Below are 20929 nucleotides of genomic sequence, written 5' to 3' on the forward strand. Positions count from 1 at the left end.
AATATTTTCAATAAAAAACATCATTTATAAATTAAATTTAAAAATACTTTAACACTAAAATAAAAATATTAATTAAAATATTTTTATTCTATTTACTTTATATAATTAGATATAATTTTTAAATATTCTATATATGATAAAATCAGGTTTTAATCTTTAATCATATACACACCTAAAGTATATCACCCTACATTTTAAAATACAACTGTTCTCTAATAAAAGACACATGAAATTAATAAAGAGGATATATCAAAAGATATATCCTCTTATTACTTCCTTATTAAAGCACTATTTCAAAAGTTTTTATTTGTTTCTTTGAAATAATTCCATTAATGGCATTTTCTTTTACTTCTAGTTTTTCTATAAGTTCTTCATTTAAGTTAACTTCATTTATTTCTTTAACATCTCTATTAACTTTTATTTGGAAGTTTTCTTCCTTATCAGAAATGTTAAATATTCTTACTATTATAGAATCACCCTCTTCAGCTTTCTTAAAGGCTGATAAAACTACATTTTCTCCTTTAATTGAAACTAAAGAATCCTCTGCTTTGAAATCTCCTTGAAGTGCTAACATTGGAGTATTTAAGTTATATGCTTCTTCGTAAGCTCTTTCTCCAGTATAATCTCCTTCATGAGCTATTATTGAGTATTCAGCAACATTCTTTCCTAAACATTGAGCCTCTGGTGTTTTAAATACTCCCCAATCTCCTAACTCTCCAACAGATCTTAATATTGTTAAAGCTATAGTATTTTCACCATCTCTTAACACCTCATATTCAGGTAATCCCATGTTAGCAATCATAAGTCCAACTTTTCCGTCATTTACATCAACAAAGTTTGTTTGTTTTTGACAATTAGATGGATTTTGCCATCCTTCCCATGGAGTTGTTTCTCTTTCTATAACATCAAAATGTCCCTCTGCAAAATGAGTGCTTGCTTCTATTCCAGTTGGGAATAATGCTCTTACTCTATGATCCTTTGCAGTATTTTCTATTTCAACTTTAATATCAACTCTCTTAGAAACTTCACTTAAGACTATAGTAGAAACTAACTTAATTTCAGTCATTTCTTCTACTCTTCTACTTTCTTTCTTAATAGCTTTTACTGGTACTTCTAAAGTATTTTTAACCTCTATTACTTTTTCTACTTCATTATCTTTTAATACATTAATAGAAGCTTTATTTCCTAAAGTATTTACCACTAAATCTTTCTCAGGAGCTCTAAAGATGTATTCATCTCCTATATCTCCACAATCTTCAAAGGCATTTAAATTCTTATACTCCTTATTTGTTCCTTTATGAATTAAATCAAATGTACCATTTTCATTGAACTTTAATGAGAAGAATTTATTTTCAAAAGTTAAATCTTTGGAAACTTCTTTTTCTTCTCTCTTTTCACATGGAACTATTTTAAATGATTTTAATCCTAAAGCTTTTATATTATTAGCTAAGAATTTAACCTTAAATCTATTTACATACTCAGGTTGCCTAAATCTATTATTTGGAAGAGTATATTTAAATGTTTCTCCTAAGGCTTCAACCACTGATGGAACTTCCTCTCCATTTTCTGTAACAACCTTGAAGTTTTCTATATCTGATTCTTTATTTACATCAACTGTAGCCTCTACTACCTCACTTCTATCCCATCCTAATGTATTAAATACAACAATGCTTTCTCTATCAGTAGTAGTTCCATTTACTAGATTTAACATATACTCAGTACTTCTAGCTATCATTTCCTCTGATATTTGCATACTAGATTTAAATCTTGTTACCATATCTTGATGAACTTCATCAATACTACATCCACAGATTGAATCATGAGGATGGTTTTGAATTAAGTATTTCCATGCTTGAAGTATGAAATCACTTTCGTATTTCTTTCCTTCTAATGAAGCCATAATTCCTAAAGGTTCAACATATCTTTCTAAAAGAACTTGAGACTTATTATTCATTTGCTTTAAGTAAAGTCTTGATGAAGCTGTGTTACATAGAGTCCACCAGCCATCTGTATATTGACCATTTAACTCTCCTGTAACCTCTTTTAAGTCTTTAACTTCTTTCTTAACATCTTCTATATATTGAACTAAATTACTATGAACTAATTCAAAATCAACATCTTCTTTTACATTATCTATTATGTCACCAACATTTGTTTGAACTGGTTGATGATCACATCCATTCATTAATAGTATTTGATTTGTTGTAGCATACATATCTGCTTTATTAACTCTATCATTTAAAAATTCAATAGCTTCTTTTTTATCTGCTGGAATTTCATTACCATTACTATACCAGTTAGCCATAAGTATTCCTAAAACTTCTGATCCATCTGGTGATTTCCATAATACCTCTGAGTTATATTCATTTTCTCCTGCTTCTTCAACCTTTTGGTTATCAAAAGCTATTGGAGTTATTCCTCTACCGAATACTGCATTATCTATTCCAAATCCTCTTAGTATTTGAGGCGCTTGAGATATATTACCAAAAGAATCTGGGAAATAACCTATTTTTACTGGGTTTCCAAATCTTTTTGCAAATCTCATTCCTAAAAGCATATTTCTTACATTTGCTTCTGCACTTATTAAATATTCATCTTGAAGAACATACCATGGTCCTACATGAAGTCTTCCCTCTTCTATAAGTTTCTTTAATCTATGAAACATATATGGCTTTATTTCTAAATAATCATCTAAAGCTATAGTTTGTCCATCTAAATGGAAATATTTAAAATGCTCATTATTTTCTAAGGTATCTATTAATGAATCCATAAAATCTACTAATTTAACTCTATGTTTTTGAAATGGTATATACCATTCTCTATCCCAGTGACTGGTGGGAAACTACATGTACTTTTTTCATGCCTAACCTCTCCTTATCTAAAGTTCATTAACCTATACCTAGATTATATACGTTTACAAAGCATTCATTCAATTTTCAATCTTATATGTTTAGTGGACTTTTTATAGATTATTTAACTTTAATATCACTTTTTATTAGTGAATAAACACATATATTAGGAAATTCTAAAAAAACTTTTTTCCCCTTATTTTCGCCATAATTATATCCCCTTATTATACCATTATTCTTTTATACTCTATTTCAAATTACAAATAGCTCTTATATATTCTGGAGTTGTTCCACAACATCCTCCTATTATATTAACTCCCTTTTCAAGGGCTCTTTTAGATAAATTTTTAAATTCTTCTAAAGTCTTATCATATACAAGCTCTTCCCCTACTTTTTTTGGTATTCCTAAATTAGCCTTTATCATTATAGGGAGATTTATATTTTCCTTAAGTATATCTAAGGCTATTAGTATTTCTTCATACCCTGTACAATTTATTCCTAAGGCATCTACTCCTAAAGGCTCTAAAGTTGAAACCATATTTTTTATGAAATTAGGAATATCCTTTTTATAAGCTAAAGTAAAAGAACATATAACCTTTTTATCTGTTAAAGTTTTTGCTTTTTTAACTGCAAATTCCCCTTCCTTTAAACTTCCTAAGGTTTCAAAAATAACTAAATCAAATTTATCTTTTGAAGCATTAATTATTCTTTCAGTATTTTCATAAACAATTTCTTTAAAAGAAGAATCATTTTCTTCTATATAATATGAAAGAGGTCCTATATCTAAAGCAACTAAACCTCCATCTCCACATGCTTTTTTAGCAATATGAATTCCTGCCCCCACAACTTCCTCTAAATTATAATTATTCCTTTTTGCATTTATAATATTACACATAAATGTATTTGAAAGTATTAAGTTAGCTCCAGATTCTATATACTCTCTATGAATTTTTTCTATTAATTCAGGCTTTTTAATATTTAAAAGTTCTGATGGAGTATCTTTTAAATTTACTCCTAATTCCATTATTCTAGTTCCCATAGCTCCATCTGCTATTATTACTCCATTTTTCAAATCTAAATTTTTCATCTTAATGTATTCTCCAATCAAAGTAATTTATATTCTAAAATAAGTTATTCTGCTTTATTTTTTATTTAAATTATCTCAAATAAAATAACTCTATTTTGATAAATTATATTCTATAAGAAAGAAATAGTAAATATCCATACTTTTTTATTATTGCTCTCCACAAAATAAATTCCATATTTGATATTTTTTAAAAACTGTTATAATATTACTTAGTACTAGTAATATTAAAGGGGCGAAATATATGTTTAGATCTATATATTGGTATGGAAAAGGATATGCCTGGACATTAATAAAATCCTTATCTGATATAAAAAAAATAAATAAAATGGAAGAGGAAGGTAAGCTTGAGGAAAGAGATGAATACATATATCAATGCAGTAGAAGAATAGCTCATACTTTTCTTAAGGATGCTGGAATAGAAGTTAATGTTGAAGGTTTAGAGAATATTCCTGATGGACCTGTTCTTTTTGTTTGTAACCATCAAAGTAATATGGATATTCCTGTAATCATGTACTCTATTAATAGACCAAAGGGATTTATAGCAAAAAAAGAACTTGAAAAAATGCCTATATTAAAAGATTGGATAATACTTTCAAAGGCTATATTTATTGACAGGGAACATCCTAAAAAAGCTATGGCAGGTATTATACAAGGAATTAAACAATTAAAAGAAGGATATTCAATGGTTGTTTTTCCTGAGGGAACAAGAAGTCAATGTAGTAAAATGGGAGAATTTAAAGCTGGTAGTTTTAAATTAGCTACTAAACCAAAGGTTCCTATAGTTCCTCTTACAATTGATGGAACATATAAAATAATGGAAGGAAATCATTATTTCATAAAACCTGGTAAAGTAAATCTTTATATTCATCCACCAGTTTACACTGATAAACTTACAAAGGAAGAAATTACAGAGCTTCCTGAAAAAGTTGAAAATATAGTTAGAAGTAAACTTCCTAATGAAGGAAGATAAAAAAATCCATGAGTAAAATTTACTCATGGATTTTTTATTTATATTAATTTAAAACAGTTCCTTCTAATTCTGCACTCTCTTCACTTAAAGCTTTTTCCCTAAAGAATTCCTCTGTTTCTTCTATTACTACTTTTCTTAATCCAATAATACCTACAAGGTTTGGAATTGCCATTAATCCATTAACAATATCTGCAATTATAAATATTAATGTTAATGGTAAGAATGATCCTATAGCAACTAAAATTATATATAAAATTCTATATGGTTTTATAGCTTTTATTCCAAATAAATACTCAATGCATCTTTCTCCATAATAGTTCCATCCTAATATTGTAGTAAATGCAAAGAACATAAGTCCTATATTAACTATATATGTTCCTATATTACTTATAGGAAGACCTATTTCAAAAGCCTGTGTTGTAAGTGCTGCTCCTTCTAAACTTCCACTATAAGCACCAGTAAGAATTATTACTATACCTGTCATTGTACAAATAAGAATTGTATCAAAGAATGTACCTGTCATTGAAATAAGTCCTTGCTTAACTGGAGACTTAGTTTTAGCTGCCGCCGCTGCTATTGGAGCACTTCCAAGCCCAGCTTCATTAGAGAAAACCCCTCTAGCTATTCCACTTTTCATTACAGTTATTATGCTAACTCCTACAGCTCCGCCTAAAGCAGCCTTAGTATTAAAGGCACTTTCAATAATTATTGATACTGCATGTGGAACCTTATCTAAATTAAAAGCTATAACAATTAAAACTCCTAATATATAAAGTCCCGCCATTAAAGGAACTACCTTTTCTGATACGCTAGATATTCTTTTTATTCCACCTAAAATTACTAAAGCCACTAATAAAGTTACTACTCCTGCTGTAATAATTGTAGGAACATTAAATGTAATACTTGCTGCATCAGTTATGGACTTAACTTGTCCAAAAGTTCCTATTCCTAATAAAGCTACACCAATTCCAAAGAAAGCAAAAATATTAGCTAGCCAATTTAAACCAAGTCCGTTTTTTATATAGTACATTGGTCCACCAGCCATTTGACCATTTTCATCTACAACCCTATACTTTATAGCAAGTACACCTTCTGCATATTTAGTTGCCATTCCAAAGAAAGCAGCTACCCACATCCAAAATAATGCTCCTGGTCCCCCTGCCTTTATAGCAGTGGCAACACCAACTATGTTTCCAGTACCTATAGTAGCTGAAAGGGCTGTACATAAGGCTCCAAAACTTGAAACATCTCCTTCTGCATCCTCACAAGTAGATTCCTCATCTTTTTTAAATACATACTTTAAGGCTAATGGTAATTTTAAAATTTGTAATAATTTTAGTCTTATAGTCAGGTATATTCCTGTTCCTACAAGCAGCATAAGAAGTGGCACTCCCCATACTAAATTGTCGATTTGATTTAATAAGTTTTCCATAAAAAAAATCCTCCTTAAATTTAAATTTGCGGAGGAGAATAAGGATACTTAAAAAATTTAAGTAACTAACCTTATCCTCTGTCCTTTTACCTGAGAGTTTCAGTCAAAAAATTTGACCTTGCTCCTTCGGTGCTCTTTTTTAAAAGAGTCTCTCCAGAGGCTCGTCCAGTAACGGTCCTAATACCTGAAAGATTTCCCTCTTCGGTGGATATTTAAAATATCACTCTCCCATTACCTTCATCCGAACATATTGAATTTTAATTTATAATAGACATTATATAAGTAATCATTATAAAAATCAATTACTTATTTTCCCAAAACATATAATTTTTCATAGTTTCCATTAGTTTTCTCATTGACTTTAACTATAAAATTATTTATTGAATCTAATATTTTTTTCTTATCTTCTAAAGTCTTTTTCCCTCTTCCAACTCTATCACAGTAAGTCAATAAAGCTATATCATGAAGATCTGAATTTTTAACCATATCTTCTGGTTTTACAAAAGGTAAATTTTTATCTATATAAAGATAAGACATATGATATCTAACTAAACTGCTTACTTCACTTATAAATTTCTCATTATCAGTAGCCTCTTCTAATATTTCTTTTGAAAGTTTCGCTCCTACCCTATCATGGTCATAAGCAGTCCATCTTCCCTTTCTCATCTTAGTAGTATCTCTCTTTCCAATGTCATGAAGTAAAGCTGCCCACATAAATTCTCTTTTATTATTAGCAAGCTGTCTTAAACTTGCTGCTTCATCTAAAACTTGCAAGGTATGAATCCATACATTTCCTTCTGGGTGGTGTTTTTTCTCCTGCTTAACCTCTTCTAAATCCCTTAATATTTCTAAAAAAGAGCCTTCTAAAAGCTTCTTTTCCTTTAAATAATTTAAAAATTCTGATGGATTCTTATCCTCTAAAATATGCTTTTCTAAAATTTCAAATAATTCTTTATCCTTCATATATAAACTCCTAAACTTTCACTAATTAAAATTTATTTTTAATTTAACTTAATTATATTTTACCACCAATAATTTAAATTCATTCTTTTATTAATTGTCAGAAAATTACTACTTTATGCTTTTAATCCCTGTAAGTAAGCCATTCTACCTTTTATGGCATTTATAAATTTGCACAAAATTTCCTTTTTATATTGAATTACTTAAAAAGTTAATGTTAAAATATCACTGTCGGTATTCTATATTAGAAGCTGAACTATTTTATACGGTTAAAAATTTAACAACCGAATTATATCCCAATGGGAATAAGAACGGAGGAGAGTCAATGAATGCAGTCTATCAAACTAGACAAAAAACAAGAAAACTAGTAGTTATTGGTATGCTATCTGGTATATCAATATTTCTAGGATTAACAGGATTAGGATTTATAAATATTCCACCTGTTAAGGCTACTATTATGCATATTCCTGTTATAATAGGAGCTATTATTGAGGGTCCTATTGTAGGAGGATTAATAGGACTAGTTTTTGGATTATTTTCTATGTATCAAGCTTTTACGGCGCCAATGCCAACTAGCTTTATGTTCCTAAATCCTATTATAGCTTTAGTTCCTAGAATTCTTATAGGTGTGGTAAGTTACTATGTATATGCATCTATGATTAAAGGATCTAAAAAGAATTTAAAAGCTACATCAATTATAAGTTCTCTTATTCTTGGAGTTCTTCTATTTGTAAGTTCTGAAGCTTTAACAGATTCTTTAACTATATCAGCTATAATCGGTGTTTTATTCTTTTTAGCAAGTATGATTATCATGTTTAAATTTAAACATAAAAATAAAGAAGAAGCCCTATCTATAGGTACAGCTTCCGTAATTGGAACCTTAACAAATACCATAGGTGTACTTGGCTTAACATATGTTTTTTATTTAGAAAGATATGCTTCTGCTCTAGGAATATCTGAACATGCTGCAAAATTAACTTTAGCAGGAATAGGAGTTACAAATGGAATTCCTGAGGCATTTATATCAGCCTTAATATCAATTCCTGTTATATTAGGAGTTAGAAAAATTTTAAGATAATTTAAGATTATAAATATATTTTAGCGTATAGCTTACTTAAAGTTATACGCTAAAACTTTATTAAGTTATTAGTAAAGGTTTAAATTTTTTAAACTTTATATTAATTTTAAACTCTGCAAATTATCACTTATGTAAAATAGAGTATTATTCTTAAAATATAACATCTAAATCATATAAAACAATTTAATGGAGGTGTATATTATAATGTTTAAAATAAAGATTACAGATATAGATGGTTTTAAACTAGGCCACGCTCAAGACTTTGAAGGTGCTACAGGATGTACAGTATTACTATGTGAAGAAGGTGCTTCTGGAGGAGTTGATGTTCGCGGTGGAGCTCCTGGAACTAGAGAAACTGATTTATTAAATCCTATGGAAATGGTTGATAAAGTTCATGCTGTAGTATTATCTGGTGGCTCTGCCTTTGGACTTGATTCCTGCTCAGGGGTTATGGAATATCTAGAAAATAAAAATGTTGGATTTGACGTAGGGGTGGCTAAAGTTCCTATAGTATGTGGTGCTGTTTTATTTGACTTAGCCTGTGGTAATCCTAAAGTAAGACCTAATAAGGAAATGGGCTTAGAAGCCTGTAAAAATTCTGAAACCTATCTTGACTCAAAAAACGGAAATATAGGTTGTGGAACAGGTGCCACAGTAGGTAAAGCCTTAAATCAAAAACTTGCTATGAAAGGTGGTTTTGGAAGCTATGCAGTGCAAGTTGGAGATTTAAAGGTAGGAGCTATTGTAGGAGTTAATAGCCTAGGTGATATTGTTGATCCTAATAATAACAATAAAATAATAGCTGGTGGATTAAGCCAAGATAGGAATTCCTTTATAAACATAGAAGAAAGCTTATTAGCTAATTATTCTAATCCTAAAAATGTTTTTAAAGGAAATACTACTATTGGGTGCATAGTGACTAATGGTGATTTTAATAAAGCTCAAGCTAATAAAATTGCATCTATGGCTCAAAATGGTTTTGGAAGAACCATTCGCCCTGCTCACACTATGTTTGATGGTGATACAATATTTACTCTTTCATCAAATAAAGTTAAGGCAGATATAAATGTAGTTGGTCTTTTAGCTGCTCAAGTTATGGAGAAAGCTATTATAAAGGCTGTTAAAGAAGCTGATTCTTCATATGGATTCTTATCACATAAAGATTTAAAATTTAATGTATAAATTAAAAAGCTCAAACAGATAATAATTCTGTTTGAGCTTTTTTCAAAGATATTTTTAATTTTACTTTCATAAGATAAATCAGTTCTACTTGTAATTTTATACCATAATGTGATTTTTAATCCTATATTGGATATAAGTTTATAGATTATTAAATCCAATTCTGCACATCATAATATTGAAAGGAAAAGAAAAACTTAACCTTTCAAAAAAATCTTATTAAACTTAAAGGAGGAATTCAAAATGTCACAACATTTAGTTCCAGAAGCAAAAAACGGTTTATCAAAATTCAAAAATGAGGTAGCAAATGAAATGGGAGTACCATTCTCAGATTATAACGGAGACCTTAGCTCAAGACAATGCGGAAGCGTTGGTGGAGAAATGGTTAAAAGAATGGTAGAAAAATACGAACAATCAATGAAATAATAACAAAAAATAAGAGGTAAGAATTTTCTTACCTCTTATTTTTTACTTTAAGAAACTTTTTTAAGCATAAAGTTTCTCCAATTTCCATCCTGTATTAATATACTGTTATTTTCAAAGTCATCTTTATCATTCATTCCATAATAATAAACATAACATTTTTCAGAAGATTTCTTTCCTAAGATTTCAACATCCATCTCAATTCTATTATATTCATTATTTTTGTTATTAACTCCTAAGTATCCTTCCATAAGATCCATAGCATTTATAACATTTTCGTAATCAAGAATAGTCATAACTTCTCCATATACAAATCCATTCCCTTCAATTAAAGCAGGATATCCTTTTTTAGGCATATGGTATAAAGTTCCCTTTACCCTTCCTAATTCACTTTTTATAACTTTCCCTTTTAAGTATTTTTCATAATTGAAAAATCCTGTTCTCAAACTTCCATAAACAAAGATTTTTCTTTTAACCTTAGGTTCTAACATTAACAAACAGCTCCTCCTACAGTTTTAATATCATTATCATTTAAAACTATAGCCTTTATACTAAGCTCTAATCCTTTTGCTATATCATTAATAGACATAGAAGGTGTGTTAGGTTTATTTACAACTTGTGTTGGAATATAAGGTACATGTATAAATCCAGCTCTTATATTTTTATACTTTTTATTTACTAAGTATAAAACTCCATACATAACATGGTTACAAACAAAAGTTCCAGCTGTGTTAGAAACTGATGCAGGTATTCCATTATCAACCATTTCCTTAACCATTGCTTTTATAGGTAAATTACTAAAGTATGCACTTTCTCCATCTTCATATATAGAAATATCTATTGGTTGATTTCCTTCATTATCCTCTATTCTCGCATCATCCATATTTATAGCTACTCTTTCTGGAGTTACACCAAATCTTCCTCCAGCTTGTCCTATAGAAATAACTACATCTGGATTAATTTCCTCTATTTTTTCTTCTATTTTTTCAAGAGACTTTCTAAAAACTGTAGGTATTTCTAATTTAATAACCTGAGCTCCTTCTATATTTTCTGGTATCATTTTAACAGCTTCTAAAGCTGGGTTTATACTTTCTCCTCCAAAGGGATCAAATCCTGTAATTAATACTTTCATTCTCATACACTCCTTACTTTCTAATACCTAGTTAATTAAAATGCTAAGAAATACATTAAAGCTATATGTATAACTAATAAAATTATAGCAAATAAACTTTGACATTTCATAACCACATTCTTATCTTTTGTCTCTAATAAGGCCGCTGGCATAACGTTAAAGTTTGCTGCCATTGGGGTTAATAATGTTCCACAATACCCTGCAGTTAGAGCTAAAGCTCCTGCTATGGCTACATTAGCTCCTTGAGCAAATACAAATGGCAATCCTATTCCCACAGTTATAACTGAGAAGGCTGCAAAGGCATTTCCCATTATCATAGTGAATACTGCCATTCCTACACAGTAAGCTATTACACCTGCTAATATGTTTCCTTCAGGAATAAAATTAGATATACCTGATGATATAACATCTCCTACTCCCGCTGCAGTAAATACTGTTCCTAAAGCTGCTAAAAGTTGAGGTAATATACTTGTAGATCCAACTGATTGAACCATTCTGTTACTATCCTCTACTAAATGCTTTGGTTTAGCCTTTAATACTAAGAAAGTTGTTATTACAGCTGCCACAGAAGCTATACCTATGGCAACAGTTCCTGATAAACTTGTAAATTGTGCAATAACTAAAGATCCAACTGCTATTACAATTGAAGGTAAAAAAATCTTATTCTTTAACTTTTTAGCTTGCATTTCTGCAAAATCTACATTAGGCATTTTTAGGTTTCCTATATTTACTTGTTTACTTGCAGTTAATACTCCTATAACTAAAAGTAATGCCCCTACTACTACAGGTGGAATAGCTCCTCCTGCTATAAATATGATTGACAATATAGTCCAAAAGATTGCCGTTCCTATTCTAGTTTTATGTTCCTGGTCTTTTAATGTATCAATTGCAGTATTTAACATTAAAAGTCCTACTATTATATAAAAGATTTCAAGCAATACATTAGAAATCATTTGCATATTCATTAATTATCACCCCTATTTTATCTCTTCTTTGTTCTTTGATAGGTTTCTACTTAACCTTTTATCTAATAATCTATTTTGTAATACTCCTAATATTAAAGCTATTATAGCTATTGGAACTGAAGCTTTTGCTATATCTAAAGCATTAACTCCATATCCTAGTTCTTCTAAGGTTCCTGCTATTAAAAGAACTCCTGAACTTGCTAAGAATACATTTTGTCCAAAGAAGTTTCCATAGTTGTCCATTGCAGCTGCTGTTCCCTTTATTAAATCTTCATTTTTATCATCTAATTCTCCATATTTACTGAAAGCTGCTCCTTGAGCCATTGGATTTATAAGTGGTCTTATAAATTGTGCTTGTCCACTTAATCTTAGTGAAACTGCAGCCCCAACTTCTCTAATAAATAAATAGCAACTTAAAAGCTTTCCAGTTGACATATTTTTCATATTCTTTATTAAGGTTATAGCTCTCTCTTTTAAGCCAAATCTTTCACACATACCTATTACAGGTAAGGTTAATATAAATAATGTCATGTGTCTTTGGCTTACAAAGGTTGATCCTAATTTTTCTAATATTTCATATAAACTCATATGTGCTACTAATCCAGTTGATAGTCCTGCTACTAATACAACTGCTATAGTATCAAATTTAAGTGCAAATCCTATTATTACTATTACTATTCCTATCAGTTCCACTTTTATCTCTCCTTTTCAAATTATAAATTTCATCTTTACTATTTTCGTATTTTAAAATTATTATAACCATAAAATTTTCAATTTTCTACAGTTTTTTATTAAAATTTTATAAATTTAAAATGTTTTCATTATTAATTTGTTTTTTGTTATCATTTTATTAAAAATATATTTAAAATTACATAAAAATAAGGACCATAGATTTAATTAAACCTATGGTCCTTATAAATTTATTATATTTTATTTTCTAGAAACTATAATTTTTCCATCTACTCCATCTATTAAAGCAACAGATCCATCATAAATTTCTCCTGCAATTATCTTCTTAGCTATTTCAGTTTCTAAGACATTGCTTATATATCTCTTTAATGGTCTAGCTCCATATACTGGATCATATCCTTCTTCAGCTAATATTTCCTTAGCTCCATCAGTAACTTCAAGAGTTATATTTCTTTCTCTTAATCTATTTTCAACATCTCTTAAGAAGATATCTATTATTTTCTTAATTCCTTCACTGCTTAAAGGTCTAAACATTATGATATCATCTACTCTGTTTAAGAATTCTGGTTTGAATCTTAACTTCATTTCATTCATAACATTTTCTCTAATATCATCTTCTATACCTTCATTAGATTTATTTTCTAATAAGTATCCACTACCTATGTTAGAAGTCATAATTATTATAGTGTTTTTGAAATCAACAGTTTTACCTTTATTATCTGTTAATCTACCATCATCTAATATTTGAAGGAATAAGTTAAATACATCATCATGTGCTTTTTCTATTTCATCAAATAATATTACTGAATATGGGTTTCTTCTAACAGCCTCTGTTAATTGTCCCCCTTCTTCATATCCTACATATCCTGGAGGAGGTCCTATTAATCTAGATACTGCATGTTTTTCCATATATTCAGACATATCTATTCTTACTATATTGTCTTCGCTATCAAATAAATTTCTAGCTAAAGTTTTTGCAAGTTCTGTTTTACCAACTCCAGTAGGTCCTAAGAATATAAATGATCCTATTGGTTTTCTTTCATCTTTAAGACCAGCTCTTGCTCTTATTACAGCATTAGCAACTGCAGTTGTAGCCTCATCTTGACCTATTACTCTTTCTCTTAATTCTTCTTCTAGTCTTAAAAGTTTTTCTCTTTCACTTTCAACTAGTTTTGTAACAGGAATTCCAGTCCATTTTGAGATTATTTCTGAAATTTCATTTTCAGTAACCTCTTCTTTTAATAAAGCATTTTCATTATCTTTTTCCATACTTGCTTCTTGTTCTTTTATTTTACGTTCAAGTTCTGGAATTTTTCCATATTTAAGTTCTGCAACTTTATTTAAATCATATTCTCTTTCATATTTTTCAGCTAATCCTCTTGCTTCATCTAACTCAGCCTTTAAGTCTCTAACTGCTGAAATATGAGATTTTTCTTTTTCATATTTAATTGTCATCTCATCATTTTTATCTTGAAGCTCTGCAAGCTCTTTTTCTAAAGCAACTAATCTTTCCTTAGATGCATCATCATTTTCTTTTGATAAAGCTTCCTTTTCAGTTTCAAGCATTAAGATCTTTCTTCTTATAATATCCAATTCAGTTGGAAGAGAATCTATTTCACTTCTTATCATAGCACCAGCTTCATCTATTAAATCTATAGCCTTATCTGGTAAATATCTATCTTGAATATATCTATGAGAAAGTTTTGCAGCAGCTACTATTGCTGAGTCATGGATTCTAATTCCATGGTGAATTTCAAATCTTTCTTTTAATCCTCTTAAAATAGATACAGTTTCTTCAACTGTTGGTTCTTCAACTATTACAGGTTGGAATCTTCTCTCTAGAGCTTTATCCTTTTCTATATATTGTCTATATTCGTCAAAAGTTGTAGCTCCTATGCAGTGAAGTTCTCCTCTTGCAAGCATTGGTTTAATTAAGTTTCCTGCATCCATTGCACCATCTGTTTTACCAGCGCCTACAATTGTATGAATTTCATCTATGAATAAAAGTATTTTTCCTTCTGAACTTTGAACTTCTTTTAAAACAGCTTTTAATCTTTCTTCAAATTCTCCTCTATATTTAGCACCAGCTATTAATGCACCCATATCTAATGAGATAATTACCTTATCCTTTAGTCCTTCTGGTACATCTCCTCTTACAATTCTTTCTGCTAATCCTTCAACTATAGCAGTTTTACCAACTCCAGGTTCTCCTATTAGTATTGGATTGTTCTTAGTTTTTCTTGAAAGAATTCTAACAGCTCTTCTTATTTCTTCATCTCTTCCTATAACAGGATCTAATTTATGTTGTTTTACAAGTTCTATTAAATTAGTACCGTATTTATCTAAAGCTTCATAAGTTCCTTCTGGATCTTGTGAATCTACTCTTTGACTTCCTCTAACTTCATTTAAAACCTTTAGGAATCCATCTTTAGTTATATTATTTTTTCTTAAGATTTCTCCTACAGCTCCATTTTTATCTATATCTATCATTGCAAGCATTACATGCTCAACACTTATATATGAATCTTCAAATTGTTTTGAAATTTCTTCTGCCTTTATTAATACTTCATTTATTCTTCTTGTAGCAGTAACCCCTGATGATTGTGCCGCTTCTCCTAAAACCTTAGGCATCCTATCTATTTGAACATGAATGTCTCTTTTTAATGAATCTATATTAACACCCATTTTTTCAAATATATTAGGAATTAAACCATCTTTTTGATTTACTAATGCTGAAAATAAGTGAATTATATCTAATTGTTGATTATTATATTTAACTGCTATTTCATAAGCATCATTTAAGCTTTGTTGTACTCTTAATGTCATTTTATCTGCATTCATTTTATCACCTCAATATTCTCTTTTTTGTATCTCATGTAATTATAATACTATAAAAGTCAAAGAAAGTCAAAGTCTATTTTTCACTTTCAGAATTTATTAATTACTACTGTTTTTTTCTTATAATTTATTATTAATAAATCATTTATATAATTAATATTTAATTCTAAGGAGATTTTATTAACAAATTATTCATTTTTATAAAAGCACTTATATATATTATTATTTAAAATTCCTCTATTGTTATACTTACTATATGTTGGTATTATTAAAATATACTGACTTTATTTATAAACTAACAAGGACGGTGTTTTAAATTTGGAATTAAAAGTTTTTGAATTTACAAAAGGTACTTTAGAATTACTTAAGGAGATGAAAAAAGATTTAGCCTATAGTGCAAATCTGCTTGATGATTTTTTCTACTCCCTACTAGAGAACTCTTGTGAAGGATTTTTTAATATATCAACTAGAGTAAAATCAGCTTCTAGTTTAAAAGAGAAAATAATAAGACATAATTATTACATAAAATATGATTCCCCTACGGATTTATTTAGAAACCTATCTGATTTAATAGGTGTCAGAATAGAATGTAGATTTATAGAAGATGAGGAACATATATTTAAATTTATAAGAACAATATTTAATTGCACTAATAAAGATGGATTTTCTTACTCATCACAAAATCCAAATATATTTTTAGACCTTAGAGAACATCAACCCTTAAAACAAAAAAATGGTTTTGAATTATATAGAATAGATGGATTTATTCTAAATGAAGAAGAAAAGTTTAATTTTGAACTTCAAATAAAATCTATGGTAAATAATTTTTGGGGTGAAATTGAACATAAGATCATATATAAAAACTATAATATGATTTTAGGGGATAAATTTTATAAGAATATACTTAATTCTATTAAAAACAATTTATGTTTAATAGATAATCAACTTCTAACTATATTTAACCATGTTAATTCTCATATGGATAATTCTAATGGGGTTGGATTAAAGAAGGAAGGTATTGAAATTTTACTTTCTAAAATGATATATGATATATACTCTTCTAAAGTAAAACATGATTTAGGTATATCTGTTGATTTTAGAAATGCCTGTGACATAATAATAGATTACATATTTACTAAAAATAATTGTAATACTTCTCAAGAATATTATAATACTTTTGTAAATACTTCTGTAAGATTAAACGAAGTTTTTAAGGATTCCATATCTTTTAAAAACAAATTATCTATAGGTGCTGAGCCCTTATGTTTTGACTCAGAATTTTCTAATTCAATTGGAAATAAACTAGCCCATGCTATGAATTATGATTTTCATTGGAACTTGTTCTTTAAAATATTATTTCAAATAGAACCTGGTAACAATAGAGAAGATTTTTATTCCTTTATAAGATACTTAGAGACTATTTTTTCTAATAGAGATTCCTATTTAAATCTTTATTTAACTTTTTCAGCTGAAGAGGTATCAATAATAAAAGAAGATATTTTATCTTCTTTAAATAAGGCATTCTTAGAAATTGACTCTATAAAATTTATTTATAGAGATAAACTTTCTGAAATATTTAATCATATAGATGATTATGTTAAATTCCTATGTGAAGGCATAGATTCTTATGAAAATTATGTAAGTCATAAACATCTTTACACAGAGTATCTTTATCTTACTATATTAAGTTCCTTTAATATGGATTTAGATAAGAGTTCCATATTAGAGTTTGCTAGTGAGCTTAAAAATAGCAAATGTAAACTTAGAATAAGCTATAAGGGAATAAAGCTATTAGCCTCTACCCCTGAAAATTGTAAAGTCAACATAATTGAACTTTTAGAACAAATATATATAAGGTAACATTTTTAGTTTATCAGTCTAATATATATTAAAAAAATTTAGACTGATAAACCTTTCTAAATACAAAGGAGGAATTATTATGCATTTATTTATAAATATGATATTTTTAATAAATATTGTATTTATCATTTCCATAATCTTCATTGAAAGAAGAAATCCCCAAACTACTTGGGCTTGGATTTTAATATTAACCTTTCTACCCATATTAGGATTTATAATCTACATTTTATTTGGTCAAAATATTACCCGTGAAAAAAACTTTAAAAGAAAAATTCTAGATGACAAGACAAAACAAAAATATTTAAATTCATTTAAGTCTCACTACAAATTAGATAATATTTCTTTAAAATATAAAGACTTAATAATGATGAACTTTAATAATGACAACTCAACCTACACTCAACGTAATGATATAGATTTATATTTTGATGCTAATAGTCTTTTTGAAGAAATGATTGATGAAATAAATAAAGCTGAAAAATTTATTCATATGGAATTTTATATTTTTAAAAGCGACGAAATAGGCAAAAAAATCTTACAAGCCTTAACTAAGAAAGCTAAAGAAGGTGTTGAAGTAAAATTACTAGTAGATTCTATTGGTAACTCTATACACAAAAAAGATATAGATAAATTAAAGGCAGCTGGTGGAGATTTTAAAATATTTTTTCCTGGCTTTTGCAAATATATAAACTTAAGAATTAACTATAGAAATCATAGAAAGATACTTATTATAGATAGCAAAGTTGCTTTTTTAGGTGGATTTAATATAGGTGATGAATATCTTGGAAAAGATAAAAATATTGGTCATTGGCGTGATACTCATACTAAAATAAAGGGCCTTGCTATTAATGATCTAGAAGGAAGATTCCTTTTAGATTGGAGTTATGCTAATGAATCAGATTTAGACATAGATTTAAAAAAATATTTTATAAATCCTCATTCAACTGATTTGCCAAAGAAGATTATTGGAGCTCAAATAGTTTCCTCTGGTCCTGACCATACTGAACAACAAATAAAAAATGGATATTTTAAAATTATAAATTCAGCTAAGAAAAATCTTTTCATACAAACTCCTTATTTTGTCCCTGATGAACCTATGCTTGAAGCTTTAAGACTTGCTGCCTTATCTGGAGTTGATGTAAAAATAATGCTACCTGGTAATCCTGATCATAAATTTATGGGATGGATAGCAAACTCTTATTTTGAATCCTTATTAAATGCTGGTGCAAAGATCTACTTATATGAAAAGGGCTTTCTTCACGCTAAAACCATAGTGGCAGACTCTTCTATATGTAGTGTAGGAACAGCTAACATGGATATAAGAAGCTTTTCTTTAAACTTTGAAAGCAATATATTTATATATAATGAAGCTATTTCAAAATCTATGGAAGAACAATTCTTTAAAGACCTAAAGGTGTGTACTAAAGTAACCCTTGAAAGTTTTGAAAAACGATCTATTATATCACGAATTGGAGAATCCATAATAAGATTAGTATCTCCTTTAATGTAGAAAAATACAGTGTATGTTTTGCCATACACTGTATTTTTTATTAATAATAAATTGCAAAACTTTAAATTATATTAATTAACCACTATTTTAAAATAATATTGATTTCTAGATATAAAAGGCTATCTTAATAATCTATTAGAATTTTATTATTTATAGTAATTCTAATTTTCTTTAAAATAAGCTTTAATATCATCACCTAACTCCACCATTATCATCTTATCCATGTTTTTATTTGCCTTTGGATAATCATATCTATAATGAGAACCTCTACTTTCTTTTCTAAGGTCAATTGCTTTTAATATGGCCTTGCATAATAATATATTGTTTTCTAGTCTATATGAGTTTCTTAAATTCTCCATATTTACTTCTTTCTTATATACAAAACCCTTAGATATTTCCTCTAACTTTAAAAGTGAATTTTTAACACCTACTTCACTTTTTTCTATCATTGCATTTTTAAACATTATTTCTTGAACTTCTAAAATAAGATCCCCTGCTCCTTCTATTTCATAAGCTTCAAATTCTACTTCTTCTTTTTCACTTAAGCCTTTACTAGAAGCATATCTACTAGCACTTTTTCCAGCTATTTTACCAAAAACAAGACCATTTGCTGTAGATAATCCCCCTATTCTGTCTGCACCATGCATACCACCTGTACATTCTCCAGCTGCAAATAATCCATCTACCTTTGTTTCTGCCCATTTATTTATGCTAATTCCTCCATTGGCTGCATGAAAGAATATTCCAATATTTATTTCATCATCTGGGGTAAGATGTTTATTTTCCTTTAACCACTTAAAATAAACTTCAATAAACTCTGGCATATTATTTTTCAAACTATCTTTATATCTAACAGTAACTCCATTTTTATTTTTCATAAACTCTTTAAATATAGCATAGTCAATATCCTTAGAGTCTAATCTTGAAGTAAAAGGTCCATAAGTCGATCTTTTTTCAAGCTTTTCTCTTAGGTTTTCTATATCTTTAAATACATCTTCTCCCTCTTCATTTCTAGCTTCTATATATTTAAAGGTTTTCTCATTAAATATAGTTTTTGGACATGGCTTTATATATCCTGGCATCATTTGCATAAATTCTATATTTGTTAAGTTACACCCAGCTTTTAAGGCTAAAGCTTGTCCCATCCCCGTTATATCTGTAGTATTTAACCTATATTTAAATAAACCACCTATACCTCCTGAGGCAATTACAAGTGCTTTACATTTTATAAACTCAAGCTTATTTAAACTGTTAATAAGTATTACACCTATAATCTTATTGTCTTCCTTTACTATTTCAATTACCTCTGAAAAAGGATATTCCAAAACTTCGTTACTCTTTAACTTATGGTCTAAAACTTTTTTTGCACTTTCAAATAAAATACCATTCCAATTTCTATTTTTATGATCAAAGCATGGTATGAATTCTTTTTCTCCTGAATTATTAGCTTCTTTAAGCTTAACACCCATTTCTTTTAATAAATCTATACTTGGATTAATATTTTTAACAAAGGTTTCTACTAATTCCTCATCTACAATATTGCACCCAACTTTTTTAATAGTCTTAGCTAAATCCTCTTCATCATTTCTATCCTCTGGCCCTATTAACCCTAAACCCCATGTACCAGGATAAAAGCTTGATCCTGAAAAGATATTTGAACTACTTGATATTATTACCTTTTGACCATTATTAGAGGCTTCAATTGCTGCCATAATTCCTGCAATTCCAGCTCCCATTACAAAAACATCACATTCTTTGTCTTTTTTTAATTTCACTTTTTCTCTCATAAATACCCCACTTAATTAAAATTTCTAATTATAAAATTAAAGCTGATTTACAGGTATATAAATATCTTAATTAAAAAGAAAATTTCTAATACAAAAACATATAAGTATATTTAATTTGTAATAAAGCTTCCTATTAAATTAAGTCTTTTCTTAAATATATATCTAAAAA

16 protein-coding genes and 1 riboswitch are annotated in these 20929 nt (G+C 28.5%); of the genes, 6 read left to right on the forward strand and 10 right to left on the reverse strand.

The annotated features are described in order from the left end of the window. Positions 1-280 precede the first annotated feature (280 nt). Positions 281-2809: an alpha-mannosidase gene (locus CPF_RS08105; RefSeq protein WP_233419477.1), complete on the reverse strand. Its 2529-nt coding sequence runs from the start codon at positions 2807-2809 to the stop codon at positions 281-283. Positions 2810-3096: 287 nt separating this feature from the next. Next, positions 3097-3936, reverse strand: coding sequence for a homocysteine S-methyltransferase family protein (locus CPF_RS08110; RefSeq protein WP_011590832.1), 840 nt, complete (start codon positions 3934-3936; stop codon positions 3097-3099). A 241-nt stretch (positions 3937-4177) separates the two neighbouring features. Here CPF_RS08110 and CPF_RS08115 point away from each other — a divergent pair, with 241 nt between their 5' ends. After that, a complete protein-coding gene (locus tag CPF_RS08115) occupies positions 4178-4906 on the forward strand; it encodes a lysophospholipid acyltransferase family protein (protein ID WP_011590833.1) in 729 nt (242 codons plus the stop codon). A 43-nt stretch (positions 4907-4949) separates the two neighbouring features. Here CPF_RS08115 and CPF_RS08120 read toward each other — a convergent pair whose 3' ends face one another. Both CPF_RS08120 and CPF_RS08125 read right to left on the reverse strand, forming a co-directional pair. Then, a complete protein-coding gene (locus tag CPF_RS08120; RefSeq protein ID WP_011590834.1) occupies positions 4950-6338 on the reverse strand; it encodes an alanine/glycine:cation symporter family protein in 1389 nt (462 codons plus the stop codon). 68 nt (positions 6339-6406) lie between these two features. Then, positions 6407-6505, reverse strand: a riboswitch (glycine riboswitch). Positions 6506-6644: 139 nt separating this feature from the next. Next, a complete protein-coding gene (locus CPF_RS08125; protein WP_011590835.1) occupies positions 6645-7301 on the reverse strand; it encodes an HDIG domain-containing metalloprotein in 657 nt (218 codons plus the stop codon). A gap of 322 nt (positions 7302-7623) precedes the next feature. Between CPF_RS08125 and CPF_RS15255 the strand changes: the two genes are divergently transcribed. The 3 genes from CPF_RS15255 to CPF_RS08140 all read left to right on the forward strand — a co-directional run bounded on the left by CPF_RS15255 (position 7624) and on the right by CPF_RS08140 (position 9981). Next, positions 7624-8376: an ECF transporter S component gene (locus CPF_RS15255; protein ID WP_003478027.1), complete on the forward strand. Its 753-nt coding sequence runs from the start codon at positions 7624-7626 to the stop codon at positions 8374-8376. Positions 8377-8580: 204 nt separating this feature from the next. Further along, entirely contained in the window at positions 8581-9558 is a 978-nt protein-coding gene (locus CPF_RS08135; RefSeq protein ID WP_011590836.1) for a P1 family peptidase, read from the forward strand. Positions 9559-9798: 240 nt separating this feature from the next. Next, the gene (locus CPF_RS08140; RefSeq protein WP_003454632.1) at positions 9799-9981 is read left to right on the forward strand and encodes an alpha/beta-type small acid-soluble spore protein; all 183 of its coding nucleotides are present in this window, start codon (positions 9799-9801) and stop codon (positions 9979-9981) included. Positions 9982-10028: 47 nt separating this feature from the next. On the opposite strand, the gene CPF_RS08145 is transcribed toward CPF_RS08140, so the two are convergent. The 5 genes from CPF_RS08145 to clpB all read right to left on the reverse strand — a co-directional run bounded on the left by CPF_RS08145 (position 10029) and on the right by clpB (position 15606). Beyond that, positions 10029-10469, reverse strand: coding sequence for a gamma-glutamylcyclotransferase family protein (locus CPF_RS08145; RefSeq protein ID WP_011590837.1), 441 nt, complete (start codon positions 10467-10469; stop codon positions 10029-10031). Further along, positions 10469-11110, reverse strand: a complete 642-nt coding sequence (gene pcp / locus CPF_RS08150; protein WP_003463757.1) for a pyroglutamyl-peptidase I — start codon at positions 11108-11110, stop codon at positions 10469-10471. Before pcp ends, CPF_RS08145 begins: the two co-directional genes overlap by 1 nt. Before the next feature lie 35 nt (positions 11111-11145). Beyond that, entirely contained in the window at positions 11146-12075 is a 930-nt protein-coding gene (locus CPF_RS08155) for a DUF979 domain-containing protein (RefSeq protein ID WP_003454619.1), read from the reverse strand. Positions 12076-12087: 12 nt separating this feature from the next. Beyond that, on the reverse strand, positions 12088-12768 hold the full coding sequence (locus tag CPF_RS08160; RefSeq protein WP_011590838.1) for a DUF969 domain-containing protein: 681 nt from the start codon (positions 12766-12768) through the stop codon (positions 12088-12090). Between the two features lie 237 nt (positions 12769-13005). After that, the gene (gene clpB / locus CPF_RS08165) at positions 13006-15606 is read right to left on the reverse strand and encodes an ATP-dependent chaperone ClpB (protein WP_011590839.1); all 2601 of its coding nucleotides are present in this window, start codon (positions 15604-15606) and stop codon (positions 13006-13008) included. A 315-nt stretch (positions 15607-15921) separates the two neighbouring features. Here clpB and CPF_RS08170 point away from each other — a divergent pair, with 315 nt between their 5' ends. Together CPF_RS08170 and cls are read left to right on the forward strand one after the other, a co-directional pair. Next, positions 15922-17463 (forward strand): GTP pyrophosphokinase, encoded by a 1542-nt coding sequence (locus CPF_RS08170; RefSeq protein WP_003463725.1) that lies wholly within the window; start codon positions 15922-15924, stop codon positions 17461-17463. A 79-nt stretch (positions 17464-17542) separates the two neighbouring features. Further along, positions 17543-18973, forward strand: coding sequence for a cardiolipin synthase (gene cls, locus CPF_RS08175; RefSeq protein WP_003454642.1), 1431 nt, complete (start codon positions 17543-17545; stop codon positions 18971-18973). A 161-nt stretch (positions 18974-19134) separates the two neighbouring features. Here cls and CPF_RS08180 read toward each other — a convergent pair whose 3' ends face one another. Next, positions 19135-20760: an FAD-binding protein gene (locus CPF_RS08180; protein WP_011590841.1), complete on the reverse strand. Its 1626-nt coding sequence runs from the start codon at positions 20758-20760 to the stop codon at positions 19135-19137. Positions 20761-20929 lie beyond the last annotated feature (169 nt).

It is taken from the genome of Clostridium perfringens ATCC 13124 (genome assembly GCF_000013285.1).
GTDB classification, from domain to species: domain Bacteria; phylum Bacillota; class Clostridia; order Clostridiales; family Clostridiaceae; genus Sarcina; species Sarcina perfringens.

Excerpts from the sequence above, each read along its gene's own strand:
- CPF_RS15255 (WP_003478027.1), top strand. The coding sequence starts at position 7,624 with ATGAATGCAGTCTATCAAACTAGACAAAAAACAAGAAAACTAGTAGTT.
- CPF_RS08180 (WP_011590841.1), bottom strand. The coding sequence starts at position 20,760 with ATGAGAGAAAAAGTGAAATTAAAAAAAGACAAAGAATGTGATGTTTTT.
- CPF_RS08115 (WP_011590833.1), top strand. The coding sequence starts at position 4,178 with ATGTTTAGATCTATATATTGGTATGGAAAAGGATATGCCTGGACATTA.
- clpB (WP_011590839.1), bottom strand. The coding sequence starts at position 15,606 with ATGAATGCAGATAAAATGACATTAAGAGTACAACAAAGCTTAAATGAT.
- CPF_RS08125 (WP_011590835.1), bottom strand. The coding sequence starts at position 7,301 with ATGAAGGATAAAGAATTATTTGAAATTTTAGAAAAGCATATTTTAGAG.
- CPF_RS08145 (WP_011590837.1), bottom strand. The coding sequence starts at position 10,469 with ATGTTAGAACCTAAGGTTAAAAGAAAAATCTTTGTTTATGGAAGTTTG.
- pcp (WP_003463757.1), bottom strand. The coding sequence starts at position 11,110 with ATGAAAGTATTAATTACAGGATTTGATCCCTTTGGAGGAGAAAGTATA.
- cls (WP_003454642.1), top strand. The coding sequence starts at position 17,543 with ATGCATTTATTTATAAATATGATATTTTTAATAAATATTGTATTTATC.
- CPF_RS08110 (WP_011590832.1), bottom strand. The coding sequence starts at position 3,936 with ATGAAAAATTTAGATTTGAAAAATGGAGTAATAATAGCAGATGGAGCT.
- CPF_RS08155 (WP_003454619.1), bottom strand. The coding sequence starts at position 12,075 with ATGAATATGCAAATGATTTCTAATGTATTGCTTGAAATCTTTTATATA.
- CPF_RS08140 (WP_003454632.1), top strand. The coding sequence starts at position 9,799 with ATGTCACAACATTTAGTTCCAGAAGCAAAAAACGGTTTATCAAAATTC.
- CPF_RS08135 (WP_011590836.1), top strand. The coding sequence starts at position 8,581 with ATGTTTAAAATAAAGATTACAGATATAGATGGTTTTAAACTAGGCCAC.
- CPF_RS08120 (WP_011590834.1), bottom strand. The coding sequence starts at position 6,338 with ATGGAAAACTTATTAAATCAAATCGACAATTTAGTATGGGGAGTGCCA.